The organism is Streptomyces canus 299MFChir4.1 (genome assembly GCF_000383615.1).
GTDB classification, from domain to species: domain Bacteria; phylum Actinomycetota; class Actinomycetes; order Streptomycetales; family Streptomycetaceae; genus Streptomyces; species Streptomyces canus_C.
Genome location: NZ_KB911620.1, coordinates 29,877 through 50,024, shown reverse-complemented (window position 1 = coordinate 50,024; position 20,148 = coordinate 29,877). Strand labels below are relative to the sequence as shown.

At 69.7% G+C, this 20,148-nt stretch carries 16 protein-coding genes and 3 pseudogenes; 8 read left to right on the top strand and 11 right to left on the bottom strand.

The genetic code is table 11. The features are described from left to right. Window positions 1–31: 31 nt before the first annotated feature. The gene (locus H293_RS0141670; protein ID WP_020123705.1) at window positions 32–1,486 is read right to left on the bottom strand and encodes an APC family permease; all 1,455 of its coding nucleotides are present in this window, start codon (window positions 1,484–1,486) and stop codon (window positions 32–34) included. 137 nt (window positions 1,487–1,623) lie between these two features. Between H293_RS0141670 and H293_RS0141665 the strand changes: the two genes are divergently transcribed. Together H293_RS0141665 and H293_RS0141660 are read left to right on the top strand one after the other, a co-directional pair. Beyond that, window positions 1,624–2,808 (top strand): ROK family transcriptional regulator, encoded by a 1,185-nt coding sequence (locus H293_RS0141665; RefSeq protein WP_020123704.1) that lies wholly within the window; start codon window positions 1,624–1,626, stop codon window positions 2,806–2,808. 473 nt (window positions 2,809–3,281) lie between these two features. Beyond that, window positions 3,282–7,457: a beta-galactosidase gene (locus H293_RS0141660; protein ID WP_020123703.1), complete on the top strand. Its 4,176-nt coding sequence runs from the start codon at window positions 3,282–3,284 to the stop codon at window positions 7,455–7,457. Between the two features lie 39 nt (window positions 7,458–7,496). Here the strand turns inward: H293_RS0141660 and H293_RS0141655 are convergent, their stop codons facing one another. The 4 genes and pseudogenes from H293_RS0141655 to H293_RS60745 form a co-directional block, all read right to left on the bottom strand. Next, entirely contained in the window at window positions 7,497–7,997 is a 501-nt protein-coding gene (locus H293_RS0141655) for a pyridoxamine 5'-phosphate oxidase family protein (RefSeq protein WP_020123702.1), read from the bottom strand. Between the two features lie 95 nt (window positions 7,998–8,092). Further along, entirely contained in the window at window positions 8,093–9,724 is a 1,632-nt protein-coding gene (locus H293_RS0141650) for a sodium/solute symporter (RefSeq protein ID WP_020123701.1), read from the bottom strand. Next, a complete protein-coding gene (locus H293_RS0141645; protein WP_020123700.1) occupies window positions 9,721–10,164 on the bottom strand; it encodes a DUF485 domain-containing protein in 444 nt (147 codons plus the stop codon). Before H293_RS0141645 ends, H293_RS0141650 begins: the two co-directional genes overlap by 4 nt. 410 nt (window positions 10,165–10,574) lie before the next feature. After that, window positions 10,575–10,808: pseudogene (locus H293_RS60745) on the bottom strand (hypothetical protein); the annotation flags it as partial. 383 nt (window positions 10,809–11,191) lie between these two features. On the opposite strand from H293_RS60745, the pseudogene H293_RS55920 reads away from it, so the two are divergent. Then, window positions 11,192–11,344 (top strand): annotated as a pseudogene (locus tag H293_RS55920) (helix-turn-helix domain-containing protein); the annotation flags it as partial. A gap of 102 nt (window positions 11,345–11,446) precedes the next feature. Here the strand turns inward: H293_RS55920 and H293_RS0141625 are convergent. Further along, on the bottom strand, window positions 11,447–12,355 hold the full coding sequence (locus H293_RS0141625; protein ID WP_020123696.1) for an NAD(P)-dependent oxidoreductase: 909 nt from the start codon (window positions 12,353–12,355) through the stop codon (window positions 11,447–11,449). Window positions 12,356–12,438: 83 nt separating this feature from the next. Here H293_RS0141625 and H293_RS0141620 point away from each other — a divergent pair, with 83 nt between their 5' ends. The 3 genes and pseudogenes from H293_RS0141620 to H293_RS60740 form a co-directional block, all read left to right on the top strand. Next, the gene (locus tag H293_RS0141620) at window positions 12,439–12,810 is read left to right on the top strand and encodes a winged helix-turn-helix transcriptional regulator (protein ID WP_020123695.1); all 372 of its coding nucleotides are present in this window, start codon (window positions 12,439–12,441) and stop codon (window positions 12,808–12,810) included. Window positions 12,811–12,880: 70 nt separating this feature from the next. Then, entirely contained in the window at window positions 12,881–13,432 is a 552-nt protein-coding gene (locus tag H293_RS51185; protein WP_020123694.1) for a DUF6597 domain-containing transcriptional factor, read from the top strand. Beyond that, window positions 13,347–13,766, top strand: a pseudogene (locus H293_RS60740) (TetR/AcrR family transcriptional regulator); the annotation flags it as partial. The gene H293_RS51185 and the pseudogene H293_RS60740, both read left to right, overlap by 86 nt. A gap of 79 nt (window positions 13,767–13,845) precedes the next feature. Here the strand turns inward: H293_RS60740 and H293_RS51180 are convergent. The 3 genes from H293_RS51180 to rox form a co-directional block, all read right to left on the bottom strand. Beyond that, the gene (locus H293_RS51180; protein ID WP_020123693.1) at window positions 13,846–14,475 is read right to left on the bottom strand and encodes a TetR/AcrR family transcriptional regulator; all 630 of its coding nucleotides are present in this window, start codon (window positions 14,473–14,475) and stop codon (window positions 13,846–13,848) included. 103 nt (window positions 14,476–14,578) lie between these two features. After that, on the bottom strand, window positions 14,579–15,163 hold the full coding sequence (locus H293_RS0141605; RefSeq protein ID WP_020123692.1) for a hypothetical protein: 585 nt from the start codon (window positions 15,161–15,163) through the stop codon (window positions 14,579–14,581). Between the two features lie 216 nt (window positions 15,164–15,379). Beyond that, window positions 15,380–16,873, bottom strand: a complete 1,494-nt coding sequence (gene rox, locus H293_RS0141600) for a rifampin monooxygenase (RefSeq protein WP_020123691.1) — start codon at window positions 16,871–16,873, stop codon at window positions 15,380–15,382. A gap of 297 nt (window positions 16,874–17,170) precedes the next feature. On the opposite strand from rox, the gene H293_RS0141595 reads away from it, so the two are divergent. Continuing rightward, window positions 17,171–17,608, top strand: a complete 438-nt coding sequence (locus tag H293_RS0141595) for a glutaredoxin domain-containing protein (protein ID WP_020123690.1) — start codon at window positions 17,171–17,173, stop codon at window positions 17,606–17,608. A gap of 129 nt (window positions 17,609–17,737) precedes the next feature. On the opposite strand, the gene H293_RS0141590 is transcribed toward H293_RS0141595, so the two are convergent. Then, a complete protein-coding gene (locus H293_RS0141590) occupies window positions 17,738–18,577 on the bottom strand; it encodes a LysR family transcriptional regulator (RefSeq protein ID WP_020123689.1) in 840 nt (279 codons plus the stop codon). Window positions 18,578–18,669: 92 nt separating this feature from the next. Between H293_RS0141590 and H293_RS0141585 the strand changes: the two genes are divergently transcribed. Then, the gene (locus tag H293_RS0141585; RefSeq protein WP_020123688.1) at window positions 18,670–19,407 is read left to right on the top strand and encodes an SDR family NAD(P)-dependent oxidoreductase; all 738 of its coding nucleotides are present in this window, start codon (window positions 18,670–18,672) and stop codon (window positions 19,405–19,407) included. A 115-nt stretch (window positions 19,408–19,522) separates the two neighbouring features. Here H293_RS0141585 and H293_RS0141580 read toward each other — a convergent pair whose 3' ends face one another. After that, window positions 19,523–20,143 (bottom strand): Rv1733c family protein, encoded by a 621-nt coding sequence (locus H293_RS0141580; protein ID WP_020123687.1) that lies wholly within the window; start codon window positions 20,141–20,143, stop codon window positions 19,523–19,525. Between the last annotated feature and the right edge of the window lie 5 nt (window positions 20,144–20,148).

The following is a 20,148-nucleotide window of genomic DNA, read 5'->3' as shown; positions in this document are numbered from 1 at the left end:
GCCGTAGCGGTCACGGGACGGGTGCCCGCGTTCACGTGCCCGCCGGCTCCGCTTGTGTCGTCTCCTGTGTCGGGTAGTCCTCCGTGATCTCCTTCGGGCCGAACGGCCACACCTTCTCGAAGCGTGCCCACAGGACGTACGCCACGCAGCCGAGGGCCAGCCACGCCAGCGACCACTCGATGGGGTGGCGGCCCGGCGAGTTCTTGTCCGCGTAGCCGTAGATCACGCACCAGCCGACGAAGGCGATGACGCTCGGCACCGGGTAGAGCCACATCCGGTACGGCCGCCTCAGCGTCGGCCGGCGCCTGCGCAGCACGCTCAGCGCCACGATCTGGGCCAGTGCCTGGACGATGACCATCACGGTCGTGAGGAGCTGGATCAGGGTCGCCAGGTCGGTGTGGCGGCCGATCAGGAACCCGATCGCGGTGATCACGCCCATCGTCGCGAGACCGAGGGTCGGGAAGCGGTGCTTGGGGTGCAGTCGGGCGTAAGGGCGGAAGAAGACCCGGTCGCGGGCCGCGTCGTAGGGCACGCGCGAGCCGCCGAGCAGGCCGGTGAAGACCGACGCGAAGGCCGTGATCAGGATGAGGACGGTGACGGTGTCGGCGGCGCCCTTGCCCCAGGTCTCCTCCAGCACCGCCGAGGCCACCGAGGTGGACGCGATGTCCTTCGCGTCCGTCATCCGGTGCCAGTCGATCACGCCCAGCGTCCCGATCTGCAACAGCAGGTAGATCGTCATGATGCCGACGATGGAGAAGATGATCGAGCGGGGCAGAGTGCGGCCCGGGTCCTTGATCTCGGCGCCCATGTACGCCGTGGTGTTGTAACCGAGGTAGTCGTAGATGCCGATGGTCAGGCCGCCCGCGAAGCCGATCCAGAACGTGTTGCTGCCCAGGTCGAAGGCGTGCGCCGGGTAGGTGAAGGCGAGATGGGCGCTGAAGTCGGTCGCCGCGGCCAGGATGACCAGCAGCACCGAGACGATCATGACCGCCCACATCACGGCGGTGATGCGCGCGATGTGCTCGATGCCCCGCCACAGCAGGACCACGACCAGGACGATGACGCCCAGGCCCACCAGGTCGCCCGAGGTCTGCCCCAGGTCGGGGGCGAGATAGCCCAGGTACTGGACGAAGCCGACCACGCCGGTCGACATGATCAGCGGGATGAAGAGCATCGCCGTCCAGACGAACAGGAACGGCATCAGGCGGCCGGTGCGGTACTGGAAGGCCTGGCGCAGATAGACGTAACTGCCGCCGGAGCCGGGCATCGCCGCGCCCAGTTCGGCCCACACCAGCCCGTCGGCCAGCGCGAGGACCGCGCCCGCGACGAATCCGAGCACGGCCTGCGGTCCGCCGAACGCGGCGACCATCAGCGGGATGGTGACGAACGGGCCGATGCCGCACATCTGGCTCATGTTGATGGCCGTGGCCTGGAACAGGCCGACGCGGCGGACGAAACCACCGCTGGGCGGCGGGCTACCGGACATGAGGGCTCCTGGAGTGGTGAGGCGCGAGGGAGTGAGACGCGGCGTGCGGGCCGGTATCCGGTGTCTGTTGGCCGATAAAGTTAAGGAGACTTACTAGATGCGTCAAGAGGGGGCCCGCCGTGCGTGAGAATGGTGCGATGGCCGCCGGTGACGTCGTGGAGCAACAGGAACAGCCCTGGAACCGGCAGCGGCTGCGCAGCACCAACGAGCGCCTGCTGCTGGAGCGGCTGCGCGCGGACGGCCCCGCGTCCCGGGCCCAGCTCGCCCGGGGGACGGGCCTGTCGAAGCCGACCGTCTCCAGCGCCCTCGCCGCCCTGGAGTCGGCCGGACTGGTCCGCGAGGTGGGCACCCATGTACCCGAGCGCGGTCGTACGGCGGTGCTGTACGCGCCCGACCCGGCGGCGGGTCACGTCCTCGGCGTCGACGTCGGCCGCAGCTGGCTGCGGGTCGCCGTGGCCGACCTGGACGGCACCGTCGTCGCCCGCTCCGACGTACGCAACCAGGCCCGCAGCTCGGCGGCGATGGCCGACCTGGTGGTCTCGACGGCCCGGCGGGTGGTCGCCGACTCGGGCGTGGCGCCGGCGGAGGTGGTGCACGCGGTGGTGGGCACGCCCGGTGTGTACGACGAGGAGCACCGCCGGGTGCGCTACGCGATGCACTTGCCGGGCTGGGGGCGTGCCGGGCTCTTCGACCGGATGCGCGAGGAACTGGGCGTCCCGCTGGAGGTGCACAACGACGCCAATCTCGCCGCGCTCGGTGAGTACACGTACGGCGTAGGGGCGGGCAGCCGGCTGTTCGCGTACATCCTCATCGGCACCGGTCTGGGCATGGGCGTGGTGAGCGAGGGGCGGTTGTTCACGGGTGCGCACGGTCTCGCCGGGGAGATCGGGTTCCTGCCGTGGCCGGGGCAGCAGAAGCCGGAGCGGCTGGAGGACGCGGTGTCGGGCGTGGCGGTGGTGGAGGCGGCGCGCCGGTTCGGCATGCGGGGACAGCTCACCGCGAAGGCCGTCTTCGACGCGGCCCGGCAGGGGGACGACGCCGCGGTCCGGGCGGTCCGGCTGGAGGGCGAGCGCATCGCCCACACGGTGGCCGTGGCGGCGGCCGTGCTCGACCCGGACCTCGTGGTCCTCGGCGGCGGAGTCGGGCACAGTGTCGACCTTCTGCTGAAGCCGGTGCGCGACAACCTCAGGGCCCTGACCCCGCTGCGTCCGAAGCTCGCCCCCAGTCGGCTGGGCGAGGACGCGGTCCTCCTCGGCGCGGTGGCGACGGCGCTCGGGACCGCCCGGGAAGTGGTGTTCGAGCGACGGTCGGCCGTGTCCTGAGCGGACCGGGCGCGGGCCATGGTGATCGAGGCGACGTATCGCGGCTTGCGGATATCTGTGCGGGTCGTGAGGCGAGGGGTGAACGGCCGAGGCGGTAACGGATGTCCGGGCGTGGTGAGTTCGCTCCGGCGAGTCATCGTTAGGCTGGTTGTGGAGAGTTGTGGGGGTGGGGGCTGTCGGTCGCACGACTCGGGTAGGCGCGGCAGACGGCCGCCGAGGCCTGCCAGGTCGTCGCCGTGCTCGTCAACGCCCTTACCGGGGTGGCGGTTTGCCTGGTGCGACCTGTCGGCCGGGGCGACGGTCGAACCCTCGGCCATCGCCGACACGCATCCGTCGGACAGCCCCGGTGCTCAGCCGCCCCCGCCGCCTCATCCGGGTTCTGCCGACCCATTGTGCTGAGCCAACGGCCCCCCTACTGTTCGACTTTGCCTGAGTCTGTTGGATGCTGATCGCTCAGGCGAGAGGAGGCCGCAGTGCGAGGCAATCGGACCGACGCAGAGACCGCGAGACCCGGTCGCCGTGGATGGTGGAGGGCGGCCCTCGCGACGGCCGCGACCATCGCCCTGGCCGTGGGGATGACCGCGCCCGCCGCGGCGCGCGAGGCGAGCGGGTCGGCGCCCGCCGCCGCTCCGGCCGCCGCCGCACAGGCGCACACGGTGACTCTCGACGGCTATTCGTTCCTCGTCGACGGCAAGCGCACCTACCTCTGGTCCGGCGAGTTCCACTACTTCCGGCTCCCGAGCCCGGACCTGTGGCGGGACATCTTCCAGAAGATGAAGGCCGCCGGCTTCAACTCCACCTCCCTGTACTTCGACTGGGGATACCACTCGCCCAAGCCAGGCGTATACGACTTCAGCGGGGTGCGGGACGTCGACAAGGTCCTCGACATGGCCGAGGAAGCCGGGCTCTACGTCATCGCGCGCCCCGCGCCGTACATCAACGCGGAGGTCGACAGCGGTGGTCTGCCCGGCTGGCTGACCACCAAGGCCGAGAACAACCGCAGTGACGACCCGAGGTTCCTCAAGTACGCCGACGAGTGGCTGACCCGGATCGACCGGATCATCGCCCGGCACCAACTCACCAACGGCACCGGGTCGGTCATCGCCTACCAGGTCGAGAACGAGTACTACAACGGCTCCGCGGCCGCCCGCTCCTACATGCAGCACCTGGAGGACAAGGCCCGCGCCGACGGCATCACCGTGCCGCTGACCGGCAACAACAACGGCACCTTCAACTCCGGTGCCGGCGCCCTGGACGTGGACGGCCCGGACTCCTATCCGCAGGGCTTCGACTGCTCGAACCCCTCGAAGTGGAACGGCGTCCCCGACATCAGCTACGACCACCCGGCAGGCAAGCCGCTGTACTCACCGGAGTTCCAGGGCGGCGCCTTCGACCCCTGGGGCGGCCCGGGCTACGCCAAGTGCGCCGAGCTGATCAACGACCAGTTCGCCAACGTGTTCTACAAGCAGAACATCGCGGTCGGCGCGACGGCGCAGAGCTTCTACATGACGTACGGCGGAACCAACTGGGGCTGGCTGAGCATGCCGCAGAACTACACGTCGTACGACTACGGAGCCGCGATCCGGGAGACCAGGCAGCTCGATCCGAAGTACGACGAGGACAAGCTGATCGGGTACTTCACCCAGTCGGTGGCCCCGCTGACCAAGACCGACGCGATCAGGACCACACCGCCGGACGACTCGGCGGTCGTCGACACGGCCCGGATGAACCCCGACACCAAGACGCAGTTCCACGTGCTGCGGCACGGGAACTCCACGTCCACGGCGGTCGACAAGGCCCACATCTCCCTGGACTTCAGCGCCCAGCCGGCCGGAGACACCAGCTACACCTGGGACGACCCCGACTCCGCGCTCCAGTACGCCGGTTCGTGGTCGCACGTGGCCGACACGAGCTACACCGGCGGCGACTACAAGCACACCGAGTCGTTCTCCAACAAGGCCGGTGACTCGCTCACCGTCCCCTTCGACGGCACCGCGATCCGCTGGATCGGCTCGAAGACGAACAACCACGGCAACGCCGACGTCTACCTCGACGGCACCAAGGCGGCGACCGTCGACGACTCCGGCGGCGAGAGCCAGGCGGTGGTCTTCCAGAAGACCGGTCTGGCTCCCGGGGCGCACACGCTGAAGATCGTCGTCGCCGGCAACCACAGCTCGGGCTCCACCGACAACTACGTGGCCGTCGACGCCATCGACGTGCCCACCGGTACCGCCGCCACGGAGCCGACCTACCCGGTCGTGCCCCAGCAGCCGGGCAGCGCGATCACGCTCGACGGCCGCGACTCCCATGTGATCGTGGCGAACTACCGCCTCGGGGACGCGCAGTTGCAGTACTCGACCTCCGAGATCATGACCGGCGCGACCATCGGAGACCGGGACGTCGCCGTGCTCTACGGCGACCAGGACAGCGACGGTGAGACCGTCCTGCGCTACTCCTCGAAGCCCACGGTGACCACCAGCGGCGGCACCGCCACGACCACCTGGGACCCCGCCACCGGTGACCTGCGGCTGAACTACACCCACAAGGGCCTCATCCGGATCAGCGTCAGCGGCGGCGGGCAGCGCCCCCTGCTGCTGCTCGTGGGCGACAAGGCCACGGCGAAGACCTTCTGGCGTCAGGACACCGCGACCGGCCCGGTGCTGGTGCGCGGCACACACCTGCTGCGCACGGCGACCAGCCGGGACGGCGGCCGTACCGTGGCGCTCACCGGCGACAACGCCGACGACAAGAACATCGAGGTGTTCGCCACCGCCGACCACGTCACCTGGAACGGCAATCCGGTGAAGACCCGGGCCACCGACACGGCAAGCCGCACCGGCACGATCCCGGTGGCCGCCGCGGTACACCTTCCGGCCCTGACGAACTGGAAGCAGGCCGAGGAATCCCCCGAAGCGGCTCCCGGCTTCGACGACACGGGCTGGCAGGTGGCCGACAGGACGACCACCAACAGCGTCTCAGGAATCAACAAGCTGCCGGTGCTCTACGCGGACGACTACGGCTTCCACACCGGCAACACCTGGTACCGCGGCCGTTTCCACGCCACCGGCAAGGAGACCGGCATCCACCTGGTCTCCGACTCCGGCGGCGGCGCACAGGCCTTCTCCGCCTGGCTCAACGGCACTTTCCTCGGCAGCTCCACGACCGGCAGCGCCGACTTCACCTTCCCGGCCGGATCGGTGAAGTCCCAGGGTGACAACGTCCTCTCCGTGCTCACCGTGAACATGGGACACGAGGAGGACTACAACTCCACCAACGGCAACAAGACCGCCCGCGGTCTGACCAGCGCCTCCCTCGTCGGAGCCCCACTGACCTCCGTCACCTGGCGCCTCCAGGGCGTACGCGGGGGCGAGGACCTCCAGGACACGGTGCGCGGCCCGCTCTCGACCGGCGGCCTGTACGGCGAGCGGGCGGGCTGGTCCCTGCCGAGCTACCCCGACGCCAAGTGGAACCGGGTGTCCCTGCCGACGACCGACACCCGCCCCGGGGTCTCCTGGTACCGGACCGATGCCAGGCTGGATTTGCCGAAGGGCCAGGACACCTCGCTCGGCCTGACGTTCACCGACGACCCGGCACGCAAGTACCGGGCCACGATCTTCGTGAACGGCTGGCAGGTCGGCAACTACGTCAACTACCTCGGCCCGCAGCACACGTTCCCCGTCCCGAACGGAATCCTGAACCCGAACGGCCGCAACAGCATCGCCATCGCCGTGTGGAACCTGGACGGCAGCACCGGCGGCCTCGGCAAGGTCTCCCTCACCGACTACGGCAGCTACGTCTCCTCCCTGCGCGTCGCGCAGAACGACAGCCCCCGCTACGATTCCCGGAAGTACGCGATGCCCAGGCGTCCGGGAGCGGAGGTCGCCCTGGAGGTGCCGGACACGGCTCAGCCTGGGGAGGCCTTCACGGCTCGGACGACCGTGCGGGTGCCGAAGGGCGAGACGTCCGCGTCCCGGCTGACGGCCTCGCTCGCCGCCCCCGACGGCTGGAGCGTGAGCGCCACGAGCCCGCTGTCCCTCAAGAGCCTGAAGCCCGGGGGTACGGCCGCCTTCACCTGGCAGGTCCAGCCACCGGCGGGGGACCTGCCGTCCGCCTCGGCGCTCACCACCACGGTGCTCTACCTGCGGCACGGACGGCAGGCCACCGGCACCGACGAGCGCATCGTCGGAGGGATACCGGCGGCTCCACCGGCCGGGGAGAGTGCGGTGAGCGACCTGCCGTTCCTGTCCTCCACCAACGGGTGGGGCCCGGTGGAGCGCGACAGCAGCGTCGGCGAGCAGGCGGCCGGGGACGGCCGGGCGATCACCATCAGCGGTGTGAACCACGCCAAGGGGCTTGGCACCAACGCGCTCAGTGACGTCCAGCTCTACCTCGGAGGAAAGTGCTCGCGCCTGACGGCGCAGGTAGGGGTGGACGACGAGACAGGGGGCGCGGGCACGGTGACGTTCTCCGTGATCGCCGACGGCAGGACCCTGGTGACCACGCCGACGATGCGCGGCAGACAGGCCGCCGTGTCCGTCGACGTCGACGTCAGCGGCGCCCAGGTGGTCGACCTCAAGGTCGGCGACGCCGGTGACGGCAACGGCAACGACCACGGCGACTGGGCGGTGCCGACACTGACGTGCGGCTGACGGCCGTAGCGGCGAAGCGGGTACGTGATCGCTCGCCGCTCAGGCCCGTTTCCGTTCCTCCCGCTGCCGGGCCAGTTCCTCGACCGCGCTCGGCAGCGTCGTCTCGAAGTCGATCAACTTCGCCCAGGTCGGGGTCACGACGATCCGGACCATGCCGTCGTGATAGAGCGAACGCACCTCCGCCTCCCACTCGACCCGTTGCTCGGGGGTCATCTCGTAGCTGCTGGTCGGCTGGAGGTACTCGTCCGGGATGCCGTCGACGTAGTCCAGCTCGGCCCGGCCCCGGATGAGCAGGATCCTGGGCGGGTGCACCTCGGTGTCGATCGTCAGGGCGACCGCCGGGTTCTCGTGCAGGGACGCTAGCTTCGGGGCGTTCTTCGAGGTGCACATGACGATCTCCGAGCCGTTCCAGGCGAACGCGATCGGGACGTTGCGGGGTGTGCCGTCCTTGGCGGCGTAGGCCAGGCGGGTCAGGTCGCGCGCCAGCAGCTCCTGGCTGAGAGGCCGGTTCAGAACCTCGGTGATCTCGTTCGGTTGCACGGTCGTTCCTCCCGCAGTGGTGACTGATGCACCTGGGACGGAGTCAGTGCCACGTTCTCGACACCCGGCACACGACGAGTTCTCGAAGGTTCCCGCTACGGTCCGTCCGGGCTCCAGCTCGGACGGCGTCGCGGGGGTCCGGCGAGGATCAGTTGCTCGATGCCGGCGTACCGTTCGCGTGCGCGGCGGGCGCTGCGGCGTCCGCTGAGGACCGTGCCCAGCCAGCCGCAGGCGAAGCCCACCGGCACGGACACCAGGGCGGTCGTGGTGAAGGGGAACCAGTTCAGATCGGCCTCCGGGAAGGCCGACGTCGGTGACCCGGAGACGAGCCGGGTGCCGGACATCAGGACCAGGACGGCGACCGAGCCGCCGATGAGCGTGCCGAGCAGTCCGGCCTTGCTGAAGCGTCGCCAGAACAGCGAGTAGACGAGCGCGGGCGCGATGGCGGAGGCGCCCATGCAGAAGGAGAGCGTGGCCAGGGGCTGGAGGCTGCGGTGCTGGGCGAGGGCGGCCAGCAGCACCACGGGGATGCCGACGACCAGCGCGCAGGTCCGGGCGAGGGTCATCTCCCGCAGCGCGGGCATGCCCTTGTTCCGGGAGGCGGAGACGTCGTGCGCCAGCGAGTTGGCGCAGGCGAGCGTCATTCCGGCGACGGACGCCAGGAGGGTCAGGAAGATCGCCGTCGTGACGGTGCTGAACACCAGGCCCTCGGTGCGGGAGACATCGGAGCCGAACACGGCGCGCGCACCCAGCAGATAGGCGGTGCTGCCGTGCGGGTCGGCGGCCGTGATCCGTTCGCGGCCGACCAGTGCCGTGGCGCCGAGGCTGACGACGGTGATCACCAGCATGAAAAGGGCCACCGAGGACACGGCCCAGGACATCGTGCGCCGCACCTGGCGGGCGTTGCCCGCGGTGTACATCCGCATGGTGACGTGCGGCAGACAGGCACCGCCGAGCACGATGGCGACCTGAGTGCTGATCATGTCCGGTGCGGGGTGCGGTCCGTCCGAGAACTGGAGGCCGTACTGGAGGAACGCCCGGCCGGTGCCGCTGCGCTGCGCCGCGGCGTCGAGCATCGCTCCCGGGTGCCAGCCGAAGGAGGCGAGGACGAGTACGGAGACCACGAGACCGGACCCGAGGAGCATCACCGTCTTGATGATCTGGATCAGCGCGGTCCCCCTCATCCCGCCGAGGGCGGCGTAGCTGATCATCAGGATTCCCGCGCCGACGATGCAGCCGGTCTGCATGGCACCGTCGGAGAAACCCAGGATGAAGGCCAGCAGCTGTCCCACGCCCGCCAGTTGCACGATCATCATCGGGATCAGCGACAGCAGGGTCACCACGCACGCGGTGATGCGCACGGCCCGCCCGGGGACACGTCGGCTCAGCGCGTCGCCCATGGTGAACCGGCCGGTGTTGTGCAGGGGTTCGGCGAGCAGGAACATCAGCAGGAGCAGGGACAGCAGCGTGCTCAGGGCCAGGACGACGCCGTCGTAGCCGCACAGCGCGATGACCCCGCCGATGGTGAGCACGGTCGCGGCGGAGATGTAGTCACCGGCGACCGCGAGGCCGTTGCGCAGCGGGGAGAGGGTTCGGTAGCCGGTGTAGAACTCCTCCAGGTCGTCGCGGTCGGGGCCGGTCAGTACGCACAGCAGGAGCGTGAGGGTGACGACGCTGCAGAAGGCGACCAGGGACCAGGACTGCGCGGAGCCGCCGAGGTCGGTCATGCCTGTGCCCGCCCGTCGCCGCCGGCCGGGCGTGCGTACTGGCTGACCCGGCGGGCCAGGGGATCGACGAACCGCCGTGCCGAGTACTCGAACAGCAGGACGGCCAGCCAGGTGACGGGGATCTGTACGACGGCGAGCAGCAGGCCGGTGGGGAGTCCGCCGAGGACCGGGCGGGCCATGAAGGCGGGGGCCCGGACGGTGAGGGTGAGGAAGACGGCGAAGTAGCCGAGGGCGACGAAGGTGGCCACGCGTCGCTGCCAGCGGCAGGCGCGGCGCAGGACACGCAGGGCCCGGTGGTAGCTGGACCACGAACGCGGACGGGCCCCGCTGCCCGGGCGCACTCCGGCCGGCGCGAGGGGCGGCGGCCGGTGTGCGGTGGGGGAGGGGACCCGTCCGTTGTGCCGGTGCGGCAGGGATAATTCCGAGCGGTCGTAGGACATCCCAAAGCTCCTAGCGCGGTGGGCCCGGCGTCACGGACCGCAGGAAGTGGGGGAGGCGGAGGCGGTTCGGGTCACCGCACGTTATGCGGGTGTCCGGGCGGTGGATGGGTGTTCTGTTGAACTTTCCTGCGGACGGCCCGAACGCGGGGCGGCCTCGACGGGTGCCCATGGTGAGGGTGTGACGGAAGGGATGACAGGCGTCTCCTGTGACCCCTTCCTTCCTGAACCGGCCGTCCGTACGTCGTACACCAGTGCCAGTCGGCCTGGCCCGCTCCGACGGAAGCGGACCGGGCGTCGGGATGACGAGCGGTACGACGAATGCGGGAGTGGTGTGCCGTCCATCGAGGGGGTGGTACTGCTGTCATATGCCTGGCGGATATCGCGCCGCCCGAATGTGCCCCGGTGCACGATCAGGCGCTCTCCAGGTCAACGCGCCGCGCGTCGGCTGCGGTTGCTCTGGGCGACGACGGAGACGAGGAACCAGAAGGCACCGAAGGCCGGGTACCCGGCGAGGGTGGACAGGCCGCTCGTCTCCGAGGCCGAGCCGGCGGCGATGGTGGCACCGCGAGGACGGACTGGGCACCGCTGATGATCATGGGCCACTGGGCGCCGACGGTGCGCCTGCGTCGGATCGCCGTCACGAGCTGAACCGCTCCGGAAAGGAGGGCCCAGACACCGAAGACGAGGAGGGCCGTCCTGGATGACGGAGAAGACCCCGATGATCATCCCCGCTGCGGTCGCGAGGCCGAGAGCCATGTTGCCGGCACTGACGCGGTGCGTGGAGCCGGTTTCGGCCAGGCGACGCTCTAGGAGTGTGGCGATGACGTCCCACGGGGGTAGATGACGAGGAGCAGGCCCGCGATCGCTGTGGGCCTGTCCGTCGACACCAGGGAGGCGGAGGTCGTGAGGATCAGCGCCACCCAGATCAGGGAGAAGACGACTCGGATCAGGTGGAGCGATCGGAGCCCGGAGGACGTCGTCGGGGTCGTGGCCGAAACCGGCGAAGTGACGGTGGTGTGTGTCATCGAGTGGCGGTCTCGGCAACGACGAGATCGCGGCCCGGATGTCGGTGTCGGCGTTCACCGTGAAGACGCACGGGGTGCGGGCCATGACGAAGGTCGGCGCACGCGATCGAGCCCAACTCGTCTCGTTCACGTTCCGAGCGGTGCTGTACCCCTGAGCCTGCCGAGCGGTCGGTCCCTGGTGCCCGGCGGCCTTCGCGAGTGCGGCGTGCAGCTCACGCAGGAGCAGCCCGGCGTGGCCGCACCGCCTCCGCGATGGGTCAGCGCGCTCCTCGGATGCTGTCGACGATGCGGGTCCAGTGGTCGCTGCCGTGCCCGTTGTCGACGGCGTGCCGGTAGTGGGCCTGTACGGCCCGTGGGAGCGCGAGGTCGAGACCGAGGGACGCGCTGGTCTCGACGATGTGGTCGGAGGTCCCGCCCATCATGGTGACGGTGCTGAGGGTGCCGGGATGCTCCCCGGCATCGAGCGCGGCGCCGGGAGTCTCCTCCCCGGCCCTCAGCATGTCGCCGATCGAGTCGGCGGTGAGGAGCAACTCGGGCAGCGCCTCCGATGCCTTCAGTCCTGCGGTGCCCAGCATCGCGGTGGCGTGCATCAGCGCCGACAAGGTGGTGAGGAACACCGTGAGTTGGGCCTGGTACATCAGCTGGTCGAGGCCGGGGTCATCGCCCAGGTACTTGGGTGTGCCGAGTGGTGCCAGCACCGCGCGGTGTCTCTCCATCACCTGGTCGCGGCCGCTGTAGTAGACGTAGGCCGCCTCGGTGCCGACCATCGGCGCGGGAACCATGACACCTCCGGTGAGGAAGGCGGCGCCGTGGCCGGCTGCCCAGGTCGCCGCCTCGCGTGTGCGGTCGGGGGTGTCGGAGCTCAGGTTGACCAGGGTGCGGCCGGCGAGCGATGCGGTGGCGCCGTCGAGGATGTCGTACATCGCCCGGTAGTCGGTGAGGCTGAGGATCACGAGGTCACTCGCCTCGACCGCCTCGCCGGGTGTCGACGCGAGGATGGCTCCGTCGGAGACGACGCCGTCGGCACGGGCCGGGGTGCGGTTCCAGACGGTGACCGGGTGGCCGGCGGCGAGGAGGGCGCGGGTCATCGCCTGGCCCATCGGACCCAGCCCGATCACGGTGACGGCGCTGCTCCGGCCGGTGGGGGAGTTCTGTTGTTCGTTCACCCCTCCATGCTCGGAGAGCGTCACTACTGTCGGAAGTACCCACCATTTTCTGCGGTACTTACCTTTTAGTAAGGGGTTCAGTGATGGCCAAGGCGCCGAGACGCGGGCCGTACATCTGTGGCATCGACGCCGCGCTCGACGTGGTGAGCGGCAAGTGGAAGGGACTGATCCTGTGGGAACTCCACGCCCACGGCATACGTCGCTTCGCCGAGCTTCGTCGCGGGTTACCGGGGGTGAGCGAGAAGATGCTGACGCAGCACCTGCGGGAGATGGAGGAGGACGGTCTCGTGCACCGGAAGGTGTATGCCGAGGTGCCGCCGCGCGTGGAGTACTCCCTCACGGAGCACGGGCACACGCTCAACCAGGCGCTCGGGCCGCTGGGCGCCTGGGGGGCTGAACGGCTACGTCGCGAAGACTCCGAGATGGCCGGCGTGGGCGAGGCCCCACACGGCTAGAGGACGATCCTTGGCAGAGGCGGTGACACCGCCCTCGCGAACGGAACGTTCGAGCGTCCACACTGGGTCCATGGAATACGTCGGCCGGGTGCCCGCTCCGCCGCTCGACCGGTTCATCGACGACGTGTACTGCCTGACCGGGGCCCCGCGCCACCGGCTGATGAACGTGCCGCCGATGCCGTCGGCACACCTGTTCCTTCACCTGGGCGGGCCTGTCCGGCTGTGGGACTCCGACCCTTCGGTGCCACCGGCGTTGTTCGCCGACGGGTGGTTCATGGGTGTGTGGACCAGGCGCTTCCTCTTCGAGTACCCGGCGCGTGTGCGGCTCGTGGGGGTGCACTTCAAACCATGGGGGATGTCGCCGTTCGTCGACATACCGGCGGCCGAACTGCGTAACCGGTGGGCGCCGGTCGATGCCGTCTGGCAACGCTCCGTGGACCGGATCCGAAACCGGGTCGGCGACGTCGCATCGGCCGCGGAGACGTTGCGCGTGGTGGAGGAGGAGCTACGGTCGCGCCTTGCCGAAGCCCCGGCGCGCGGTCGGCAACAAGGAGGAGCTGTTCCGCAAGGCTCTGAAGCGGTACACCGACGGCCCGAGCGCCTACCTGGCCCGCGCCCTTGAGGAGCCGACCGCCCTGGAAGTCGCCACGCGATCCTGGCGGGCGCCGTCCGGACCACCACCCGCCGGGCCCGCCCCCAGGGGTGTCTGGGAGTCCAGGGCGCCCTGTCCACCAGCGACTGACGTCCTCGTCGCCTGGCGCACCGACGGCCACGCCTGCGTTCGGGATCGGTTCCGGTGAGCCGTCGAGGACGGCGATCTGCCTGCGGGGACCGATCCGGGACTGCCGGCCCGCTATGTCACCACCTTCGCCCACGGCATCGCCGTACAGGCCCCGAGCGGTGTCGGCCGCGATGAACTCCAGCATCTTGCCGACGCGGCGCTGCGCAACTGGCCCCTCGTCTGCGACCGGAAGACGCGCCTGTCGGGGGGTGCGGCGGGGCCGGTTCGTGAGCGGTACGGGGTGCGCGGGCCGCTCACGGCTCGCCGTCGGCCGCCCCGGATTCCGACCCGGACCGGTGCGGCTGGCGCAGTCCTGCGACGAGGAGCGTGACCAGGGCGCGAGGGTCGTAGCTGGGATCGTTCTCCGCGCCGACGCAGAGATTGCCCACGCCACGCATCAGCTGGAGCCCTCCGATGCCGGAGCGGATCTCACCGGCGGCCGTGGCGGCGTCGAGGAGCTGCGTGCACACGGGTACGAGGTGGTCGATGAAGTGGGCGTGCAGGGTCTCGAAGCCGGCGTTGTCGTGCTGGAGGGCTGCGGCGAGGCCGTGTTTGGTCACCAGGAAGTCGACGAACAGGTCGATCCACCGTTCCAGTGCGTCGTACGCCGTCGGGCAGCTCGCCAGCAGGGCGGGGCCGGCCTCGACGCAGGTCTCGACCTGGTGGCGGAAGACCGCGACGATCAGGTCCGCCCGGGTGGGGAAGTGGCGGTAGATCGTGCCGATCCCCACGCCCGCCCTGGCGGCGATGTCGCGCACCGGCGCTTCTACGCCCGAGGTGACGAAGACGGCGGCGGCCGCGTCCAGCAGGATCTGCTTGTTGCGCCGGACGTCCTTGCGCTGGGGCGCGGCGGCCTTCTCCGTGCCCTGGCGGCTGTCGCTCACCCTGAGGCTCCTCTCCCTGCGACGGCACAGCGGGTCCGGGTTCCGTACGACTTATGGAACCGGGTTCCGTTTCGCCCATGATGCCAGATCGGATGCCTGCGGCTCATGCGGGCGTGCTGCTGCTGTCCGGAGGCCGGCGGAGCAGGTGCAGACAGATGACCGAGGTGACGACGGTCCGCCGTTCCGACGTGTCCAGGCGGGGGTCTGTCACGACGGCGTACTGCTGCAACCCGAGCCACCCGTCGACAGTGCTCACCGTGACCCGGCCGAGAACCTCCGGTGCCGGGCTCCGATGCGGATCGCTCTCCGTGAGCTGCCACTCGGTGGACAGCAGACCCCGACGCGTGAGGAGCAGCGCGCGTCCGTGCGCCGTCCGCAGGCTCAGTTGCCCGGTCTTGACGGGTCCACGGGCATCGACGGTGCCGGCCTCGTGGTCCGTGGCGTCGATGAAACGGAACCGCACCGGTCCGAACTGCCCGAACCTGGAGCTCTTCTCGATACGTACGACGTACTCGCCGGACACACTCGTGAGAAGAGAGCGCGTGTCGTCGGTGTGCGTGACCTGGGCGAGCAGAGTGCCCTCCACGGTCGACACGGCCAGCGCGGGACCGGTGTACCTGCGCCACCGTGAACGCTTCGGCTGCGCCACGACGAGGGCTTCCCGTGCGAACAGGTCGGATTCCGGCAACGGTCTTCCTTCCCCCGCCACGATTGCCTCTTGACCGAGCGCCTCCAGTGTGACCGAAGAGGCGCCCGGTGGTTGGACTTCCCAGGGACCATGTGAATGGGGCTTGGCGGCCCGGCCGTCGCCTGAACGGCCCCCGGAGCAGCACCTCTCCGGGGGCCGGACTGACGCTCGGCACGGCCTGAACGGCCGCGGGACCGGCACCCGACTCCTCGTCCGTCAGTCGGCGGGCCTGCCGAACCAACGGGCGAGGTGGCTGTCCAGGTCCCGCTGATCGTCGCCGATCCACGCGACGTGGCCGTCGGGGCGCAGCAGGACGCAGGGAACGTCCAAGGCCGCGGTGGGATCGGTGAGGTGATCGACCCGGTCCGACCAGGCGCCGACGGTGAGGCGTTCGGTGCGGTCCAGCAGCAGGCCACGGCCGCGTTGCAGCAGATCGTAGAGGCGTCCCTGCTTCAGGTCGATGTCGCGCAGGCGGCGGCCGAGCAGGTCGGGCCCCTCACCGAAGTCGTAGCGGACGCTGATCGCGGTGATCTTCTCGATCAGATGACGGTTCACCTCGTCGAAGTCCATCAGCTCGGTGAGCAGCCTGCGCACGGCCCGCGGACCCGGTTCGGTGGACAGGAGTTCCATCTGGGCGCGGGTGTTGTCCAGCACGTCCTCGGCCACCGGACGACGTTCGGCCGGGTAGGTGTCCAGCAGTGATTCGGGCGCCCAGCCCCGGATCTGAGCGGCCAGTTTCCAGCCGAGGTTGAAGGCGTCCTGAACGCCGAGGTTGAGGCCCTGCCCGCCGACGGGCGGATGGATGTGTGCCGCGTCGCCGGCCAGCAGCACCCGCCCGACCCGATAGCGCTCGGCCAGCCTCGTGGCATCCCCGAAGCGGGACAACCAGCGCGGGGAGTGCACGCCGAAATCGGTTCCGGCGACGGCGTGCAGCTGTTGTCTGAAATCCTCGAGGGTGGGCGGCTTCGCGCGATCGCTGACTCCCGCGGCGGGGACGACGACGCTGTAGACCCCGCCGCCGAAGGGCCGGAGCCAGAACCGGTGGTGGGTCTCTCGGAGTTCGGCCGTCTTGGCGATGACCTCCTCCTGCGGCGCACCCACTTCCATCTCGCCCATCAGCGTCTCGGTCCGTGAGGGCTCGCCGGGGAAGCCGACACCGAGCACTTTGCGCACCGTACTGCGCCCGCCGTCACAGCCGACGAGGTAGCGCGAACGCAGCTGCTCGCCGTCGGCCAGTTCGACGGTCACCCCCTCGTCGTCCTGCTCGAATCCGGTGACCGCGCGCCCGCGGCGGACCTGCGCACCCTGTTGGATCGCATGGTCTTCGAGCAGGTCGACGAGGACAGGCTGCGGGATGCCCAGCAGATAGGGGTGCGTCGAATCCAGGCCCTGGGGCACGGGTTTGTTGATGGCGGCGAAGAACCCGCCGGCCGGACGCTGCCTTCCGTGTGCGCGCACGCGATCCAGCAGACCGCGCATTGCCAGCAGTTCGAGACTGCGCATGTGCAGACCGACGATACGGACGAATGAGACGGGCTCGGTTTCCTTCTCCAGGACGAGTACCCGCACGTCGTGCAGCCGGAGTTCGGCGGCCAGCATCGCACCGGTCGGTCCGCACCCGGCAATGATCACGTCGAAGTCGAGCCCAAGGGGCGCGCGCTCGGCGCGGGAATCCGACGACGGCCGGGCGGTGAACTGCGGAGAGTCCATAGGTGTTGCCTTTCAGGAGTGCCTGTTGTCGAGGCGCTCCCGGCGACACCTACGTCAATCGCCGGCCGTGACGGCAAGGGGGAGCACCCACATCGCTACTGCGTTCATGGGTCTCACCTCCTCGGGCGGTGTCACGGGCAATCGCAAGCTACAAGGCTGGTCACCACCCCGTCCACTGCTTTTCCGCTGCTTCTCCGCCGCGCGCTGGACGACTCCGAATGCACCCGGCCGTCGACGCGGCGGTGCATGGGCTGCCCGATTCGAGGCCCATGTCGACTCATCGATAGCCTCGTCCTCATGATGCGCGCCTGGATCCTGCCGATGCTGCTGGTTCTCTGCGGCTCAGCCCTCGCGGCTGGGCGGATCGTCAGCGGGGCCCCCGGCGCAGCCACAGCGATCGTGCTGGCCTTCGCGCTGCTCGCAGGCGTGAACTCGCCTCTGGTCTTCCCGAAGTCGATCGGCGTACTGGAGGCACAGCGTCGCAGTGCCGTCGATGGCAGACCGGTCGTCTTCTGGCGACCTGGGTGCCAGTACTGCCTTCGACTGCGCATCCGGCTGGGTCGCAAGGCCCGGCAGGCACACTGGGTCGACATATGGCGCGACCCGGCCGCGGCCGCGGTGGTGAGGGCGGCCAACGACGGCGACGAGACCGTGCCGACCGTCGTCGTCGCGGGCGAAGCGCACACCAACCCCGATCCTGCGTGGGTGCGCGAGCAACTGGGTCGTTCCGCGTGACGCCACCGCACCACTCGAAGTGGATCGAAGCCGGAAGCGGCCGTACCCGATTGTGTCAGTCCTGGTCAGCTCGGTGAGATACGTCCATGGACCGTGCGACAGACGATGTAGAGGATGCAGAACGGTCAGTCAAAGACGTGTTGCTACCCGGATCAGGTCGGCGGCTGCGCGAAGTCGGCTCTGCGACGGCCAAGCGATCACGGTAGTCACGGGCGGGGCATCGGATACGGGCACGGCGGCGAGGTCCGGGCGCAGGTCCGTGCCGGCGGACTCGGGGATGATCACGGTGGTGAGGCCGAGCGCGATCAACTGGAAGAGCTGTGTCAGGTTCCGTACCTCTGGGCCTGGTCCCTCCGGGTAGTTGCCGCCGCGGTCCGGCCAGCGCGCCATCGGGAGTTCCGGCACCGCCGCGACCTCGGCCACGCGGATCCGGGAGCGGCGGGCGAGGCGGTGAGAGGCGGGCAGGATCGCCACCTGTCCCTCGGTGTACAGAGCTTCGGTGTCGAGTCCGGCCACCGAATCGAAGGGCAGGTGCAGCAGGGCCACATCGGCTTGCCCGTTCTGGAGCAGTTCCTGTTGCTGGTGCGCTTCGCAGAGCAGCAGATCAACGGTGGCCGCGCCGGGCTCCGCGCGGTACGCATCGAGCAGTTTGGCCAGCAACTCGCCCACGGTGCCGGATTTGACGGCGAGGACGAGGCGGGGGCGGCTTCGCGCGGCCTGCTGGGTACGACGCTCGGCCGCGGCCACCGCGCTGAGGATCGAGCGTGCCTCGGACAGCAGGACCGCCCCGGCCGCGGTGAGCGTGACCCTCCGGCTGGTGCGCTCCAGCAGCGTGACCGCGAGCTGTCGTTCGAGCCGGGCGATGGCGCGGGACAGGGGCGGCTGCGCTATCTCCAGACGCTCGGCGGCCTTGCCGAAGTGCAGTTCCTCGGCGACGGCGACGAAGTACCGCAGCTCGCGTATCTCCATGCATGCACGGTAACCGTGACGCGGGCCGATCGATACCGCCCGGGTATCGCTGTACTACCGAGATGGTGTTGGTGCCTGGCCGAGGCGCAGCCATGCTCGATGTCATGACTGAGAAGACGATTGCGCTGGTCACGGGCGCGAACAAAGGCATCGGGTACGAGATCGCGGTCGGCCTGGGCGCATTGGGCTGGAGCGTCGGTGTCGGCGCCCGGGACGAGCAGCGCAGGACGGACGCCGTGGCGAAGCTGCGCGCGGCAGGCGCCGACGCGTTCGGTGTGCCCTTGGACGTGACCGACGAAGAGAGCGTGACCGGCGCCGCGCGGTTGATCGAGGAGCGGTCGGGACGCCTTGACGTACTGGTCAACAACGCCGGCGTCGCGGGTGGCTGGCCGGAGGAGCCTTCAACCATCGACGTGGAGACCGTGCGGCGGCTGGTGGAGACCAACGTCATCGGTGTCATCCGGGTCACCAACGCGATGCTGCCGCTGCTGCGCCGCTCGGCGCACCCGCGGATCGTCAACCAGTCCAGCCATGTCGGCTCGCTGGCACTGCAGACCACGCCCGGCGTCGACCTCGGAGGGATCAGCGGGGCCTACGCGCCGACGAAGACCTTCCTCAACGCCGTCACCATCCAGTACGCCAAGGAGCTGAGCGGTACCAACATTTTGATCAACAACGCCTGCCCCGGCTACGTGGCCACCGACCTCAACGGGTTCAGCGGTACTGAGACCCCTGAGCAGGGCGCGGCAATCGCCCTGCGACTCGCGACCCTGCCGGACGACGGCCCCAACGGTCAGCTGTTCGACTACACGGGAGTTGTGTCCTGGTGATGTTCTGATGTGTTCCCGCGACGAGAGGGTTGCCGCGCTGCGGCCCGCCCGCTCACGCGTAAGCCGGGCGAACGCCATCACCGGTTCCTCGGGCTCAGTCCGCTGATTCGGCCTGTCAGTGTGAGGCCGTCCACCGAGGGGCGACGCGGGCCCACGCGGAGTCCCACTGGGCGAGGTTGTGGCGCTCCAGCCTCCGGCGGGCGTAGGCGTATGCGGCTGTGCCGAGGAGCGGAACGGTCATGGCGGCAAGGACGGCGCAGCCGATGGCGCCGTCACGGACCTGTCGGCTGGTCAGGGGCGCGTCGGTGATCTTTCCTTCGGCGTCGACCCAGACGCGGATGATGCTGCCGGCGGCCAGACCGGGGACGACGTCCGTCTTTGCCGTGCGACTGCGGCCATGCGGATCGGTGAAGCGGACGGTCACCGCGTACAGCGCCTTCTTCGCCTCGTCCGATCCCGGTTCCGGATGACGAGGAGCGTCGCGCACCAGAACGGCGGAGGTGTCGTGCCGGGTGGCGCTCTGGTGCCGGGCGGTTTCCTTGTAGTGGCGGTACGCGGTGTCGCCCAGCAGGAACGCGGCGGATGGAGTGGCGGCCAGAACGGCGAGGAAGAGACCGACGGCGATCCACGCCTGTGCGAGATCCGTTGGGCGGCGCAGGGGGTTGCGCCGCCATCGCCACAACAGGACGCGGGGGAGCTCGTCGGGAGGGTCTGCCGGGGGTACTGCGCGGGCCACCGTGT

Bases quoted from the DNA above. Each gene is read 5' to 3' on its own strand.
- H293_RS0141670 (WP_020123705.1), bottom strand. From the start codon at position 1,486: ATGTCCGGTAGCCCGCCGCCCAGCGGTGGTTTCGTCCGCCGCGTCGGC.
- H293_RS0141665 (WP_020123704.1), top strand. From the start codon at position 1,624: ATGGCCGCCGGTGACGTCGTGGAGCAACAGGAACAGCCCTGGAACCGG.
- H293_RS0141650 (WP_020123701.1), bottom strand. From the start codon at position 9,724: ATGACCGACCTCGGCGGCTCCGCGCAGTCCTGGTCCCTGGTCGCCTTC.
- H293_RS0141645 (WP_020123700.1), bottom strand. From the start codon at position 10,164: ATGTCCTACGACCGCTCGGAATTATCCCTGCCGCACCGGCACAACGGA.
- H293_RS0141620 (WP_020123695.1), top strand. From the start codon at position 12,439: ATGGCCAAGGCGCCGAGACGCGGGCCGTACATCTGTGGCATCGACGCC.
- H293_RS51185 (WP_020123694.1), top strand. From the start codon at position 12,881: ATGGAATACGTCGGCCGGGTGCCCGCTCCGCCGCTCGACCGGTTCATC.
- rox (WP_020123691.1), bottom strand. From the start codon at position 16,873: ATGGACTCTCCGCAGTTCACCGCCCGGCCGTCGTCGGATTCCCGCGCC.
- H293_RS0141595 (WP_020123690.1), top strand. From the start codon at position 17,171: ATGATGCGCGCCTGGATCCTGCCGATGCTGCTGGTTCTCTGCGGCTCA.
- H293_RS0141590 (WP_020123689.1), bottom strand. From the start codon at position 18,577: ATGGAGATACGCGAGCTGCGGTACTTCGTCGCCGTCGCCGAGGAACTG.
- H293_RS0141585 (WP_020123688.1), top strand. From the start codon at position 18,670: ATGCTCGATGTCATGACTGAGAAGACGATTGCGCTGGTCACGGGCGCG.